Here is a 15134-nt window from a genome sequence, read left to right as displayed (position 1 = left end):
CCTAGACAGCGGCGTTTGCCAAGTCCAGTTGCTGATAATCCCGCCCGGAAGCGAACTGCTTGATGAAACCGCGCTGTCTTTCGCTGGGGGCCTCAAGTCCAATAAAATCTGCGATCTCGCACAACAGTGACTCCGGGTTCAACAGCGAACGCTCATAGCTGACAAGGAGCGTCGGCCACTGCAATCGCTGCAGCAATTCCCAATATCTGCTGTACCTGATCAGCGCCAGGTCATAGGCTTGCTCGATCGAGGACTGCATCTGCTTGACTTCGGACTGGGCGACCGCAGCCATGTCGCGGTTGACGAACACGATGAACGGGTTCCTCACGACCTCCGCTATCGCCCCGAGGTAAAGATCGGCAGACGGATCTTTCCAACCCCATAGATCATTGGCATCATTTCTCGCCTCGATGATCTCTTCCAGCTTCTTCAAGCCATTATCTGCCGAACCATCGATCAGGCGGCCATCGATGTCCCGACCCTGGGCCGCATAAACGAGCTCCATATCCTCATGGATGATAGAAGCGGGTGACGATCCCATGGGCACACCCAGGATTATGGCCGCACCGGCGACGAGGCTTGTGCCGCCCCGGCCACATCCGACCACTATCAGGGTTCGTGGCCCCAGCGGCAACGCGAGTCTGACCGCCTTGTGTGATGTAGCCATCGCCACCGTCTTACGCTCCTAGTGTCCCAATGTTCGCAGTCGCCCGACCGCGACGCCGGCAATCGAAAAAATTCATGACGGTTATTGTTTTCCGGTTGCTGCTTTTTCCGCGCGAACCTGCAGGCGACGCTTGAAGAAATTCAGATGTTTGGCAGTGAGCGACTGGTCCCAATCCCGCGGATACTTCATTGCCTTGGCAAATCTGTACCTCTGCTCCAGGTCCCCGCTCCTCGACTTTGCCAGCTCCAAAGCTGAAACGATTTCATTCAATTCCGAAGCAGCCGGGATGATATTTCCGCTGAGGCCCTTCAAATAATCATCAGTTTTTGTCTTGAAGGTATTTGTCACAACGACACAGCCGGATCCGGCCAGATCCATCGGGATCATGCTCGGATGCGGAGAAGCCATCAGCGTGAGACAGATATCAAAACCCGAGACCTCCTCGATGTATTTGCTGAGGTCCATCCTTGGCAACGAAACCGATCGAACCCCGGGCTGCAGCTCGACAACACCTTCTCCCAAGCCCATGCCCACGCAATCCCATTCCTCGGGGTCGAAAATGCCCCGCCTGAAGGCCGTCGTAAGAGCTAACGCTGTAAGTTCGAACATATTCCGATCCACCACCGGCCGGGAATAGAAGACGATCGTCTTCTTTTTCTTTGCAAGATTGCGTTGGATGAACATGTCCTTGGGCAGGAGATTGGACGAGCAGGCGTTGTTGAAAAACGTATGCGACATGCCGCGAGACCTTATGCCGCCGACATCATTCGAAATGAAGAACTGCATAAGGCTTTCGCTTGAAAATATCGCGTCGTAGTCCATCGCGTATGTACGATCTGCAACGGCATATAGACTATTTGCTGGATAAAATACAGCCTCATAGTCCTGTATAAGGTATATAAACTTCTTGCTCTCTGTGCGCGCTGTAATCTTCTCTGCAAAATAGGCTGAATACCAAACGGTCGCCACGGCATAGTCGAAGCGCGATATAGCAAGCGGTTTCCGCCTCTCGCCGATATACTCGACTTCGAGTTCGTCGAAGACACCCTCCATACCGGGGTATTTCAGAACCTTTTCTCTGAAGTCGGCGATATTGAAATAGAAATTATCAAATAGGACGAGGCGAACATTGATACCCGTCTTGCGCAAGAACAGCGCCATCTGGAAGACGCCGAAGAACCCGGCCGAGATCGATTTGAAGTCGAAAGCAGGAACCAGGACATTGATCGTCTGCGGCCGGCGCTCATCTATCTCGACGTCCGGCATGTCGTAGATTCGATTCAGCCGCAGGTTCAAGAACTCGTGATCATAGACATGGTTTGGCGGAGCGACCGCCGGGACGAGCGGCAGCTGCGACAGGTAGGACAGTTGCAGGTCGGAGAGGAAGCCAAGGCGGTGCGCCGCCGACATGCACCAATAGGCAAGCCTGCCCCTATAGCTTTGCAGGGGAACGTCGGGGTCGAAGACCTTATGGTAGGATTGTTTCAAATCCTGGTGCCCGAAGATTCGGGCGCCGGCGCCGGCGAGCGTTGCAGTCAGCTGACGACGCATTAGCCAAAGGTCTCCTCTCTCACGACGCGACCTTTCTCGAGAAACACCGCGGAACTGCACATTGACCGGATCAGGGCATCGGAATGCGATGCCAGCACGACGATGGCGGCATTGTTGAGCCAATGCTCCATTCTCTCTCTGGCCTTCTTTTGAAATGACGCGTCGCCCGTGCCCAGCCCTTCGTCAAGAAGCACAATATCGGTCGGATATGCGGTGACAACCGAAAACGACAGCCGTGTCTGCATGCCGGACGAGTAGGTGCGTACCGGCAAATTTATGAAATCGCCCAGTTCCGAGAACTCGATAATCGATTCGGTCTGGCGCTCGATTTCACGGGGGGCGATACCGGTCATGAGGCTCTGAAGCCGGATGAACTCTCGGCCCGTGAGTTCGGGAGATAAACCCATGGAGGGCGCTATCAGAACGGCCGAGTCCCCGTTGATCACAGCTGTCCCGCTGGTGGGTTTGAGAATGCCTGCCAAGACGCGCAACAGTGTCGTCTTGCCAGCACCGTTGTGCCCGCTCAGCCCCAGCCGGGTGCCGGGTTTAAGATCGAGCGACACGCCATCGAGAGCCGCGACTTCGAAACGGCCGGAGTCACCGGCCAGCAAACGCCCGCCCGTGGTGAAACGGAGCGCGGCTTGCTTGAGAGAACGATTTGCCGGAGCGGACCAGACCGGAATTCGGACGGTGACGTCGCTCAGATGAATGGATGGCGGTGACATGGGGCTTCCAATACAATTGTGTGACGGCGTCAGAATTCAAAGCCAGTACGGAATTCGGTGCTCCGTCCTTCGATAGAGAATATAGGCGGCGATGCTCCCCGCGCCGGCAATAATGGCGGACACGAGCACGCTCATGTAGTCGGTGCCGTCGCTCATCAGTGGAGTTCGCGCTGCATCGATGATGTAGGCGACAGGATTGTAGACCAGGAACGGAGAGCTGGTAGGGAGAACCTTTGCCGTCCAGATAATCGGCGAAAGCATGAACAGAAGCTGCATAACGGCAGCGGTGATCAGCGGAACGTCTCTGTATCGCACAGAAACAATCGCTACGATTGTCGATATCCAGGCGGCATGGGCAGCCAACAGCGCGGTTCCGACGATGAACATTGGTATGTTCAAGCCGGAGTTCGGATACGCAATAATTAGAGTTATAAATATAATTAGCACATTGTGCATCAATATTATTATGTTCTTAGAGACACAACGAAATATGCATGAGGCCGGCGAGATCTTCGTATTTAGAAGAAGATCGTGAGATCCAATTAAAGTTTCCGAACCTTCAATTATTGCTCCAGACAGAAATTGCCACAAGACTACACTCGTAGCCAAGTGATGTATGAACTCCCTTATTGGCTGCTTAAACAACACAGCATATAGAAGCCCAACTGAAAGGGCAAATATTGCCGTGTTCAGCGTAATCCAGAAAGGCCCGAAAGTCGAATTCCGGTAACGAAGCCGTATGTCAAACTGCGCGAGCCGAAGCCAAACCATTGATACACCCGACATTATGATACTTCCTTCAGTGTAACTTGCTCAGGCTTGGTAATTTCCGCGACAGGCATGAAGGCGCCGCGATATGGCGACTCGGCCGACATAAAGATAGCGACAAGCTGTTTCATCGCTTAACAGACACAATCGCTACGTCTTTCCATGCTGCCGGCTGGGCTTGCAAGATGCGGCGCACCACAAGCCCCGTCGATTGCTGCCACCCCTGTGCCTCCGATCCGAATGCGGCTGTGAATTTTTGCGTCGAAAGACGCGAATTAGCCGGGCGACGCGCTTTGGTCGGGTAGTCGCGCGCCGTAATATCCTGTACCGCAGCATACGGCCCGCCATGTGACAGGCTTGCCTCCAGAATGTGGCGTGCAAAGCCGCTCCAGTTGACGTCTCCGGCTCCGGCGAGATGGTAGATCCCATAGCCGTCGAAGCTGTCGTCGCCGCGCAACACCGCCGCCGCATGCAGGATCGCGTCGGCAATATCAAGTGCGGATGTCGGATTTCCCCATTGGTCGGCGACCACGGCGATCTCGTCGCGGTCGCCGGCCAGCCGCAGCATGGTTTTCACGAAATTCTTGCCGAACGGGCTGTAGACCCAGGCGGTGCGCAGGATCAGATGGCGCGGATTGACGGCGGCCACGGCCAGCTCGCCGGCAAGCTTGGAGGCGCCGTAGACGCCGAGCGGTGCGGTGGCGTCGGTCTCGACATAGGCGCCGTCCTTGGTGCCATCGAAGACGTAGTCGGTCGACAGATGGATTACGGGCACGCCGAGCTTCGCGGCCGCCTCGGCGACCTTGCCGGCGCCGACGGCGTTCACAGCGAAGGCAAGATCGGGCTCGTCCTCGGCCTGGTCGACGGCGGTGTAGGCGGCAGCCGACACCAGGATATCCGGCCGCGCTGCCGCGAGTGCGTCGAACACCGTATCGGGCCGCGCCAGATCGAGCACTGGGCGGCCGAGGGTGACGACCTCGATGCCATCGCGCCTCTGCCCGGCCTCCAGCAGGCTGGCAGCGACCTGACCGTCGCGTCCGGTGACAACCAGCCTCACGCCGCGCCCTTCCTGCCTTCAACCTGGCCGCGCGACCGGGCTTGCCCCAGCCGCTCGCCGGCGTAGCGCTGCTCGCGGATCGGTCCCCACCACCATTTGTTGTCGAGGAACCAGTCGACGGTCCTTGCAAGGCCGCTGTCGAAACTCTCCGCCGGCGCCCAACCGAGATCCCGGCCGATCTTGGAGGCATCGATTGCATAGCGGCGGTCGTGGCCGGGACGATCGGTGACGAAGCTGATCAAATCGCGGTAGCTCCTGCCGCCGCTGCGCGGACGCCTGATGTCGAGCAGGCCGCAGATCGTCTCGACGACGCCAAGGTTGGTACGCTCGGAATTGCCGCCGACATTGTAACTTTCGCCGGGCTGGCCCTTTGTGGCGACCAGTTCCAGAGCACGGGCGTGATCCTCGACGAACAGCCAGTCGCGCACATTGGCGCCAGCGCCGTAGACCGGCAGCGGCTTTTCGTCGAGCGCGTTGAGGATGACCAGCGGGATCAGCTTTTCGGGGAAGTGATAAGGCCCGTAATTGTTCGAACAGTTGGAGAGCACGACCGGCAGGCCGTACGTCTCGTGCCAGGCCCGCACCAGATGGTCGGATGCGGCCTTGGAGGCGGAATAGGGCGAGGATGGCGCGTAAGGCGTCTCCTCCACGAACATGCCGCCATCGAAGGGCAGATCGCCGAACACCTCGTCGGTCGAGACATGGTGGAAGCGGAAGAGCGCCTTCCTGTCCTCGTCAAGGCCGCGCCAATATTCGAGCGCCGAATTCAGCACCCGGTAGGTGCCGACGATGTTGGTCTCGATGAAGGCGCCGGGTCCGTCGATCGAGCGGTCGACATGGCTTTCGGCGGCGAGGTTCATGACGACGTCGATCTCGTCGCGGTGGAGGATGTCGAGAACCGCCCGCTCGTCACAGATGTCGGCCTGCGCAAATTTGTAGTTGTGTGCATTCTCGATGGTGCGCAGCGAGGCCAGATTGCCGGCATAGGTGAGCTTGTCGAGATTGGTCACATGGTAGGCCGGATTGGCGCACAAATGCCGGCACACGGCCGAGCCGATGAAGCCGGCACCGCCTGTCACCAGAAAATTCATGGCGCTCTCCTCACATCGTCGCGCGTCATGCGAACACCTCGGCCTCAGCAAGCGCCGGCGCCTTGAGGTCCTTGGCCGAGAGCTCGAAGGCGCCGGCCGGCGACGGCCAATCGATGCCGATATCAGGATCGTCGAAACGGATCGATCGATCATGCGCCGGCGAATAGGTGTCGGTGACCTTATACAGAACCTCGGTGTCCGGCACGAGCGTGACGAAACCGTGCGCGAAACCCTTCGGCACCAGGATCTGGTTGCCTCTCTCGGCCGATATTTCGAGCGCGACCCATTTGCCGAAGGTTTTCGAGCTGCGGCGGATGTCGACCGCCACGTCGAGAATCTTGCCTCGGATCACACGCAGCAACTTGTCCTGCGCGCGTGGAGGCAGTTGATAGTGAAGCCCCCGCACGACACCTGCGGCAGCCGAATAGGAATGATTGTCCTGGACGAAACGCAGATCGATGCCGGCCTCGGCAAAGGCCTCGGCATTCCAGGTTTCGGTGAAATAACCGCGCGCATCGCCGTGCCGCTTCGGCACGATTTCCAGCACGCCGTCCAAACCGAGCTGCCTGACTTCCAGCACTCTATGTCTCCGTCAGCTCGGCGACACGCCGGCGCAGATAGGCGGCGTATTCGTTCTTGCCCAGGCGCGTGGCGCGCTCAAGCACCTTGTCGGCGGTCAGCCAGCCCTGCTCGAAAGCGATTTCTTCAGGACAGGCGACCTTGATCCCCTGGCGGTGCTCGATCGTGCGCACGAAGGAAGAGGCTTCATGCAGGCTGTCATGCGTGCCGGTGTCGAGCCAGGCATAGCCGCGGCCGAGCTGATGCACGTGCAATTTCCCGCGCTCGAGATAGACGTTGTTGACCGCCGTGATCTCGAGTTCGCCACGCGCCGAGGGCTTGATCGTCGACGCGATGTCGACGACCTCATTGTCGTAGAAATAGAGGCCGGTGACCGCCCAGTTGGACTTCGGCTCCCGCGGCTTCTCCTCGATTGTCAAAGCCGTGCCGCTGAGCTTGTCGAACGACACCACGCCGTAGCGCTGCGGGTCCTCGACATGGTAGGCGAACACCGACGCGCCGCTTTGGCGCTGCGCAGCAGTGCGGCAGAGCTGCGACAGGCCCTCGCCGAAATAGATGTTGTCGCCGAGAATCATCGACACATTATCCTTGCCGATGAAGTCGCGGCCGATGATGAAGGCCTCGGCAAGCCCGTTGGGCTGCGCCTGCTCGGCATAGGAGAATTCGACCCCGAATTCCGAACCGTCGCCCAGCAACTCCCGAAACACCGGCAAGTCGCGAGGTGTCGAAATGATCAAAATCTGGCGGATACCGGCGAGCATCAAGACGCTCAGCGGATAAAAAACCATCGGCTTGTCGTATATTGGCAGAATCTGCTTAGAGATCGCTAATGTAAGGGGATACAGACGCGTCCCGCTGCCTCCTGCAAGGATTATTCCCTTCAACAAGCTCTCCTTGAATTACCGGCCCCCGCCTCGAAATCAAGTTGCCCGTGCTTAGGTTTCGCGCAATGGCTTGTCAATTCAATCTCGGCCGTGGATCGGCGCCAGAATTGCTCTGCATCTGCCGCCTCGCGGCAATTTGACCGACCAGGCACAAGCTGACGATGCAAATGGGCGTGGCGATTTGGCAACCGGCTTGCACCATCGGCTGGCGGACGCGTGACAACAAAAAGCCGGCGGGCCCTGGGCCCGCCGGCTCATTCATTTGTCCGGTTTCAGGGCTGCTTGGGCAGCAGCGACCATACCGCCGGCACCAGGCTGGCGGCGAGCGCAACCTTGATCAAATCCCCGAGGACGAACGGCAAAACGCCGAACTGCCACGCCTTTTCCACGCCGATGAGGGTGGCCAGCCAGGCAAAGCCCATGGCCATCATGACGATTTCGGCGACCAGCATGGCGTTGAACAGCTTGATCGGGTGGCGGTCCCAGCCGCGGTCGGCGGCCCAGCCGACAATGGCTGCCATGACGACGAAGCCGGCGAGATAACCGCCGGTGCCGCCGATCATGTAGGCGATGCCGATGCCCTTTTCAGGCGTGCTCTGGAAGACCGGGAAGCCCATGGCGCCTTCGGCCATGTAGAGAAGCAGGGTAGCGACGCCAAGCCGCAGGCCAAATGCGGTGGCGATCAGCAGGACGGCCAGCGTCTGCATCGAGATGTCGACCGGCCCGAGCACGACTTTCGTCTTGGCCGACAGGGTCAAAAGCAGCGTTCCGGCGATCGCCAGCAAAAGCTGGGTTGCCAGGCGCTGCGCGCCCTCCTGGGGCAAAGCGAGAGAAACAAGCGGGCGCATCGTCGTTGCAAGTGCCATGGTCTTCCCCAATCCGGATTGCCGCAGATCGCGGCCTTGCGTTTTTCTATATTGGCTTCCGTGTTATGCGGCAATCAGTTTTGCCGTCTTCCTGAACAGAGATTCAACGACACCGCCATGGCGCTCAAATTCGACACCAGCTTCGATCCGGCCTATGGCGAGGGCGTCACCGTTGCGCCGGACGTCTTGCGCGTCACCGCCAAAAACCCCAGCCCGTTCACCTTTCACGGCACCAACAGCTACATCGTCGGGCGCGATACGCTGGCGGTGATCGATCCCGGCCCCGATGACGAGGCGCATTTCCAGACGCTGCTCAAGGTGATCGCAAACCGGCCGGTCAGCCATATCTTCGTCAGCCACACGCATCGCGACCATTCTCCGCTGGCCGCCCGGCTGAAAGCGCACACCGGCGCTATTGTACTGGCCGAAGGCCCGCACCGCCCGGCAAGGCCGCTGCGGATCGGCGAGATCAACCCGCTCGACGCCAGCGCCGACACGGTTTTCGTCCCGGAGATCGCGTTGCCCGACAATGCGCTGGTCGAGGGCGATGACTGGACGATCCGGACGGTGCTGACGCCGGGCCACACCGCCAATCACGCGGCATTTGCGCTCGAAGGCACTGGCATCCTGTTTTCAGCGGACCATGTGATGGCGTGGGCGACATCGATCGTGGCGCCGCCGGACGGAGCGATGGCCGACTACATGGCCTCGCTCGACAGGCTGATCGCGCGCGGCGATCGCCTGCTGCTGCCCGGCCATGGCGGCCCGGTGACCGCGCCGCGCAGCTTCATGCGCGGCCTCAAGACCCATCGCAAGATGCGCGAACGGGCGATCCTCGAGCGGATCCGCGACAGCGACCGGACGATCCCGGACATGGTCAAGGCTATCTACCGGGACACCGACCCGCGCCTGCATGGCGCCGCCGGCCTGTCGGTGCTTGCCCATCTCGAGGACCTGGTGGCGCGCGGCCTGGTTGCTACCCAGGGTGACCCGGCCATCGACGGCGTTTTTGTGCCGGTGGGGTAGAGAACTATTCAGCCGGCGCGGCACCCACCTGCCCTGCAACCTCCTGGTCGAGTTCGGCGAGGAACCCGACGATGCGCGCCGCATTGTCGCCGAGGTCGTAGCGGCCGTAGCGGGAGGCCGAGCGCATGTCGACGACGATCGTGTCGCCGTCATTGCTGACCCGGATGGCGACGTCGGCGGGCAGGCCGACCACGAAGCTCCGGGCAACGGCCGATATCGTCACCTCGTCCTGACCGTCCGTCACCGGATATGGCGCAGTAAGTTGCCAATCGCGGCGGTCGAGCACGGTTTCAACGGCGTCGACGACGGTTTCGAAAGGCAGATTGTAGCTATGCCCGGTGACCAGCGGATAGGCGTCGGCCTGCAGGCGCGCTTCGCCCGGCGTTGGCAGCGCGAGCACGTTCATGTCCTTGGTGCGGTCGCTGGTGTCGAGCACTGGCGGATTGTCGAGGTCCGTCGTGATGTCCCTCAGGGGCGGCGTGGTCGCCGCCAAATAGGTGGCAAAGCCGTAGGGCGTCAGCACCAGCAGCGCCAGCAGGGCGCCGACCGAGAGGTCGCGGCCGCCACGGTCACCGAAATGCCACAGCCGGGACAAAGCGAGGCCGGCAAACAGCAAAGCGAACGCGGCAAGCAAGGCGACGATCGCCAGCACCCACAGGAAGGCCGGCGTTTCGACCAGTTCGAAATGATGGCCGGCCAGCACGGTCAGCAGCAGGACCAGGGCAAAAGCGCCCGTGCGCCGCGACCAGCCGGCCGCCTTCGATGTCTGCCGCTCGTCAATTTCCATTGTCTTCAGCACCGCCCCAACCCGCACAGACGCTTAGAGCAAAGGATGCTCAAATTGAACATCCCCTGCCCTAACGTTTTTGCCGCCGGTAGCTTGAAGGTCAAGGAAACGCACGGTCCCGGTCAATCCGTCGGCAAGCGGTAGTCGCTGAACTGCTTGCGCAAGGTGATCTTCTGGATCTTGCCGGTGGCGGTGTGCGGGATTTCGCTGATGAAAGCGACGTCGTCGGGCATCCACCATTTCGCCACCTTGCCGTCCATGAACGCCAGTATGTCCGCCTTGCTCGGCTCCTTGCCGGGTTTGGCGACCACGACCAGCAAGGGCCGTTCGCCCCATTTCGAATGATGGACGCCGATCGCCGCGGCCTCGGCGACATCGGGATGGCCGACGGCGAGGTTCTCCAGGTCGATGGTCGATATCCACTCGCCGCCCGACTTGATGACGTCCTTGGCGCGATCGGTGATCTGCATGTAGCCGCCGGAATCGATATGGGCGACATCGCCAGTGTCGAACCAGCCGTCCTTGTCGAACTGCTCGGCGCCGACGCCGCCATAATAGGCGCTGGCGACGGCTGGACCGCGCACCTTCAGCCGGCCGAAGGTCTTGCCGTCCCAGGGCAGTTCCTTGTCGTCATCGTCCGTCACCTTCATCTCGACGCCGAAGGGCGGGTAGCCCTGCTTGCCCTGGATATCGAGCCGGGCCTCGCCCTCGAGCGCTTGATATTGCGGCTTCATGGTGCACAGCGTGCCGAGCGGCGACATTTCGGTCATGCCCCAGGCATGGATGACTTCGACGCCGTAATTGTCCTGGAATTTCCTGGTGATGGCGCGCGGACAGGACGAGCCGCCGATGACGACTTTGCTGAGATGGGGAAGCTTCTTGCCGGTCTCTTCGAGATGCTGCAGCAGCATCATCCAGACGGTCGGCACCGCGGCGCTGAAGGTCACTTTCTCGGTGTCGAGCAGCTCGTAGATCGAGGCGCCGTCCATCTTGCAACCGGGCATGACCAGCTTGGCGCCGATCATCGGCGCGCTCTGGCCAAGGCCCCAGGCATTGGCATGAAACATTGGCACGACGGGGAGGATCGTGTCCCGCGCCGATAGGCCCATGGCGTCGGGCATGGCGGCGATCATGGCATGCAGCACATTCGAGCGATGGCTGTAGAGCACGCCTTTGGGATCGCCCGTCGTGCCGGAGGTGTAGCACATGCCGGCTGCGGTGTTTTCGCCGAAAACCTTCCAGGCGAAGTCGCCATCGGCCTCGTTCAACCAGTCCTCATAGGCAACCACATTCGGCAGCGTCGTTTCAGGCAGATGCGCCTTGTCGGTCAGGACGATCACCTTTTTCAGCGATTTGACCGCGCCGGCGATCTTTTCCAGCAGCGGCATGAAGGTCAGGTCGACGAAGATCCCTCTATCCTGCGCATTGTTCATGATCCAGACGATCTGCTCGGGGAACAAACGCGGGTTAAGCGTATGGTAGATGGCGCCGATGCCCATGATGCCGTACCAGGCCTCTATGTGGCGCGCCGTGTTCCAGGCCAGGGTCGCGATGCGGTCGCCGAGCACAAAGCCATCGCGCTCCAACCGTTGAGCGACCTTGAGCGCGCGGCGATGAACTTCAGCATAGGTGGTGCGAACGACAGGACCTTCGATCGAGCGCGAGACGATCTCGCGCGTCCCGTGCTGCCGCTCGGCATTGTCGATCAGCTTGTGGCAGAGCAGCGGCCATTCCTGCATCAGTCCGAGCATCTGGTTCCTCCCATTGCTTCCTCGTTTTTCCCGTCTTTTGTTCCATTGTGGGACGAACGGACGGATTGTCCAGCCATGACGTCTCCAACCGTTAACGGCTGAAGCAAGCAGTGATCGAAAGGCGGGGAAAACCGCCACAATCCGGCCATCGTCGACGTTAAGGTTCGTTAACGGGGTAGGGGTGCGGATTGGCGACTGAAAGAGGTTCGCATGGACACGCAGCTCGACGACAAGCAGATCGACGACAGGCAGATCGACGACAGGCAGATCGACGACAGGCAGATCGACGGCAGGCAGCTGGCTGACAGCGGGGCCGAAGACGTGCAGTTGGACGATATTCAACTCGACGACAAAGAGCTTGAAGACACGCTTGCCGCAAGTCTGGCCGATCTCGTGCCGGAGGCCAAAAAGGTTTCCGAAGACGAATTTGTCGAGGTGGTCGGCGGCGCCCTTGAGGCGGTCGGCGGCACGCTGCTGTTCAAAATGTGCGTCCAGAACGAAGGCGAAGGCCAGCATGTCGCCGCCGCATCGATCGGCGACGGCGGCAATCGCCAGTTCCTGCTGCTCACCTTGCCGACAGGCGGCGGCCCACTGAAGGTCGAGACGACGTCAAGAAGCACCAACCCGGTAGCCGGTATTGCCGCGGCCTATGCCGGCCTCATGGACGTGTTCAAGACCGCAGCCTGAGCATTCCACGCGGGATCGTTTTTAGTGATCGGAAGGCCAGCTCTGGCCTATCTGGCAAATGCTTGCGCAACGGGTTCTCCAGACACATTTTAGAGACATGGGAAGCAATCCCGCACGCTCTCAATCGGACTGTGCTCCCAATCGAAGAAGGAGAACCCCGCATGGACCAGATCGCCAACCCCGCCCCCGGCTTTCAGAGCAATCCCGGCAAGGTCATCACCGTCGAACCCTATCGCGGTACCGTGGTCGTGCGTGCCGGCGATACGGTGATCGCCTCATCGACGCGGGCGAAGCTTCTGTCCGAACCGCCCTACCCCCAGGCATTCTACATCCCCTTCGAAGACATCGACTTCACCCAGCTCGGCAAAACCACCCTGTCGACCCACTGCCCCTACAAGGGCGACGCCAGCTACTGGAGCGTGCTGCCGGCCGGTGAGACCGGCAAGGACGCGATGTGGGGCTATGAGCAGCCCTTCGACGAAATGGCTGAGATTCGCGACCACGGCGCGTTTTATCCCAACAGGGTCACTATCGAAGCAGCACCGGCCTGAGCAAGCGACTCAAGCCGCCGTTGCTCGCTTCGTCATCCCAGGGTCTTCGCGACGGAGCTTCGCTCCTGTTTCATCCTGGGATGACGAAGTTTAGAGGCCTCGGCTAATCTCAAACGTCGGCGACGTTAGTCCAAAGGCGATGAAACTGCCTGCCGCCGCCCAATCCTAATCAGTCGTCCCGTCGTTGCCGACACCGTCGGCGTCATCCAGCCGCACGAACATCAGCCCCTTGGCCTTCAGCGCGAGCAGACCTTGCACGACGCCCTCGCCGGCGGCGTGGGTCGGCTGGTTGATGTGGGCGATGATGACATCGCCATCCTTGGCGGCGGCGATGCGCCGAGCGGTTTCTTTTGCACCAAGCAACGAGCCGCCATCGCCGTTGATCGAAAAGCCGGCGATCTTGAAGCCGAGCCTGCGGATCATGGCGATGGCAGACGGACTGTATTCGGCGGTCGCGCCGCGAAACCATTTCGGCGCCGGCTCGCCGGTGCCAGCGAGAGCGGCGGCGCCCGATTCGACTTCGGCCCGCACCGCTTCCGGGCTGCCGGCGCTGCGGATGCCATAGATCTTGCGCGGCGTGTCGACGGCCGGGATGTGATGGCCGCCATGGTTTTCCAGTTCGAACAGGTCCGGATGCGCGCGCATGATCTCGACGACGGCGGCGTTGCGCTTCAGCCAGATGCCGGTGACGAAGATCGTCGCCGGAATCCGGTTCTCCACCAGCGCCGACAGGATCCTCGTATCGGTCTGGCCGCCGCAGGCGTCGAGCGTAAGCGCGACGCGGCCGACATTGCCACTGCCACCATCCTCAGCCTTCAGATGCAGCGTCGGCTCGACAAGCGGCGCGGCCTGGGCCGAGGACACGGCCAGGATAGATAGCGCCAAGGCGCAAAACAGCTTTTGCAAGGGATGCCTGTCTTGTCTGAGAATCGGCGCTGTCATAGCCGCATCCCAGGACCCGCAACAAGGCGGAAATTGGGATAGTGGCCGTGAGAAAGCTGATATCCCGACAATGTGACCGCCGCGCACCGTCAGACGGCGTGTTCCAGTTCCACATGCGTCCGTGAGAGGACTTCGCGCACGGCCGCGACGACCGGTTCGACCTCGAGGCGCCAGACGCAGCAGGCCTTGCTGGGATCGAGCGGATTGCACAGGCTGCCCGCCACGCAATTGCACGGCATGGATGGCTGCAAGGCGAGGCTGGGCACGCCGACCGGTCCCCAGACGGCCGGGCTGGTCAGGCCGAACAGGCCGACAACCGGCGTTCCGGCCGCTGCTGCCATGTGCATGGGGCCGCTCTCATTGCCGACAAACAGCCGCGCCTGCTGCAACACCGCCAGCAGCGTTTCCAGCGACAGCGCGCCGACGAGGTTGACGATCGACGCGGCACTGGCGAGGATCTGCTCGGCCGGCTTGCGCTCGTCAGGGCCGCCGACGAGTACGAAATCCAGTCCGGTTTCGCGCGAAATCGTGTCGATCACGGCGGCAAAGCGTTCATGCTGCCAGCGCCGGCCGTGAAAACTGGCGCCGGCATGCACCGCGATAAACCCGTTTGGCCGCAAATGGTGTTTGTCCAGCAATGCCTGGGCCCTCGCCGTCTCCATCGGCAATGGCCGAATCGACGGCACCCGCACGCGCAGGCCGACGCCGAGCGGCTCGAGCGGCGAAAGGTAGCGGTAGAGATAGTGACGTTCGCCAAAACCGAACGGCTCGGCAAAGACATTGGCGGGCTGGCGCTCATGCCAGCGCAGCGGCCTTTCCGGAGGATTGTAGCCGATGCGGGTGCTGGCGTTGAGGAACCTGACGATGAGCCGCGATGTCTTTGAATCGGTGAGGTCGATGGTCAGGTCGAAACGGAATTGGCGCAGCTTGCTGATCATAGAATAGAGCTCGCGCCCACGCTCCAGCGGGGTGCCGCGCATGGCGGCGCGGCGGAAGCTGACGACCTCGGCGGCGATGCCGTGCGCGGTGACGAAACTGGCGAGGCGCGCCTCGCAGAGAAAGACGATCCTGACACCGGGATATTCGAGCTGCAGGTTCTTGGCGAGCGTGGAGGACAGAACAACATCGCCAATGAACTTGGTCTGGATAATCAGGATCGAGCGGAAGGGTCTGGGCGAAATCTGTAACATCTTTTTCTCGGC

Annotated in this window: 16 protein-coding genes; 3 read left to right on the top strand and 13 right to left on the bottom strand. The window is 60.8% G+C overall.

The annotated features are described in order from the left end of the window. Position 1: 1 nt before the first annotated feature. The 9 genes from ACYG97_RS01700 to ACYG97_RS01660 form a co-directional block, all read right to left on the bottom strand. Positions 2–667, bottom strand: coding sequence for a sulfotransferase (locus ACYG97_RS01700; RefSeq protein ID WP_023732072.1), 666 nt, complete (start codon positions 665–667; stop codon positions 2–4). 81 nt (positions 668–748) lie between these two features. Then, positions 749–2218 (bottom strand): rhamnosyltransferase WsaF family glycosyltransferase, encoded by a 1470-nt coding sequence (locus ACYG97_RS01695; RefSeq protein ID WP_023698140.1) that lies wholly within the window; start codon positions 2216–2218, stop codon positions 749–751. After that, positions 2218–2943 carry an ABC transporter ATP-binding protein gene (locus ACYG97_RS01690; protein WP_023732073.1) on the bottom strand — a complete coding sequence of 242 codons (726 nt, stop codon included), beginning with the start codon at positions 2941–2943 and terminating at the stop codon, positions 2218–2220. The genes ACYG97_RS01695 and ACYG97_RS01690 overlap by 1 nt, the downstream gene beginning before the upstream one ends. Positions 2944–2979: 36 nt before the next feature. Then, positions 2980–3714, bottom strand: coding sequence for an ABC transporter permease (locus ACYG97_RS01685; RefSeq protein ID WP_245260730.1), 735 nt, complete (start codon positions 3712–3714; stop codon positions 2980–2982). A gap of 124 nt (positions 3715–3838) precedes the next feature. Then, positions 3839–4768, bottom strand: coding sequence for a dTDP-4-dehydrorhamnose reductase (gene rfbD / locus ACYG97_RS01680; RefSeq protein WP_023732075.1), 930 nt, complete (start codon positions 4766–4768; stop codon positions 3839–3841). Next, positions 4765–5859 (bottom strand): dTDP-glucose 4,6-dehydratase, encoded by a 1095-nt coding sequence (gene rfbB, locus ACYG97_RS01675; RefSeq protein WP_023732076.1) that lies wholly within the window; start codon positions 5857–5859, stop codon positions 4765–4767. Before rfbB ends, rfbD begins: the two co-directional genes overlap by 4 nt. A gap of 25 nt (positions 5860–5884) precedes the next feature. After that, on the bottom strand, positions 5885–6439 hold the full coding sequence (rfbC, locus tag ACYG97_RS01670; RefSeq protein WP_023732077.1) for a dTDP-4-dehydrorhamnose 3,5-epimerase: 555 nt from the start codon (positions 6437–6439) through the stop codon (positions 5885–5887). Position 6440: 1 nt separating this feature from the next. Next, on the bottom strand, positions 6441–7322 hold the full coding sequence (gene rfbA, locus ACYG97_RS01665) for a glucose-1-phosphate thymidylyltransferase RfbA (RefSeq protein WP_023732078.1): 882 nt from the start codon (positions 7320–7322) through the stop codon (positions 6441–6443). 272 nt (positions 7323–7594) lie between these two features. Next, positions 7595–8188, bottom strand: a complete 594-nt coding sequence (locus tag ACYG97_RS01660; RefSeq protein ID WP_023705510.1) for a biotin transporter BioY — start codon at positions 8186–8188, stop codon at positions 7595–7597. Positions 8189–8305: 117 nt separating this feature from the next. Between ACYG97_RS01660 and ACYG97_RS01655 the strand changes: the two genes are divergently transcribed. Next, positions 8306–9214: an MBL fold metallo-hydrolase gene (locus ACYG97_RS01655; protein ID WP_023692735.1), complete on the top strand. Its 909-nt coding sequence runs from the start codon at positions 8306–8308 to the stop codon at positions 9212–9214. Between the two features lie 4 nt (positions 9215–9218). Here ACYG97_RS01655 and ACYG97_RS01650 read toward each other — a convergent pair whose 3' ends face one another. Beyond that, complete coding sequence (locus ACYG97_RS01650; protein WP_023684603.1) at positions 9219–10001, bottom strand: DUF1499 domain-containing protein; 783 nt, start codon at positions 9999–10001, stop codon at positions 9219–9221. A 122-nt stretch (positions 10002–10123) separates the two neighbouring features. Continuing rightward, entirely contained in the window at positions 10124–11752 is a 1629-nt protein-coding gene (locus tag ACYG97_RS01645; RefSeq protein ID WP_023732079.1) for a fatty-acid--CoA ligase, read from the bottom strand. Between the two features lie 327 nt (positions 11753–12079). Between ACYG97_RS01645 and ACYG97_RS01640 the strand changes: the two genes are divergently transcribed. Both ACYG97_RS01640 and ACYG97_RS01635 read left to right on the top strand, forming a co-directional pair. Next, positions 12080–12439, top strand: a complete 360-nt coding sequence (locus tag ACYG97_RS01640) for a hypothetical protein (protein WP_023670697.1) — start codon at positions 12080–12082, stop codon at positions 12437–12439. Between the two features lie 161 nt (positions 12440–12600). Continuing rightward, positions 12601–12990, top strand: a complete 390-nt coding sequence (locus tag ACYG97_RS01635; RefSeq protein WP_023698131.1) for a DUF427 domain-containing protein — start codon at positions 12601–12603, stop codon at positions 12988–12990. Positions 12991–13155: 165 nt separating this feature from the next. On the opposite strand, the gene ACYG97_RS01630 is transcribed toward ACYG97_RS01635, so the two are convergent. Continuing rightward, positions 13156–13932, bottom strand: coding sequence for a polysaccharide deacetylase family protein (locus ACYG97_RS01630; protein ID WP_050590348.1), 777 nt, complete (start codon positions 13930–13932; stop codon positions 13156–13158). An 89-nt stretch (positions 13933–14021) separates the two neighbouring features. Continuing rightward, on the bottom strand, positions 14022–15122 hold the full coding sequence (locus ACYG97_RS01625; protein WP_023732080.1) for a glycosyltransferase family 9 protein: 1101 nt from the start codon (positions 15120–15122) through the stop codon (positions 14022–14024). Positions 15123–15134: the final 12 nt, after the last annotated feature.

Source organism: Mesorhizobium sp. W067, from assembly GCF_054719525.1.
This window is presented reverse-complemented; position numbering and strand designations above follow the sequence as displayed.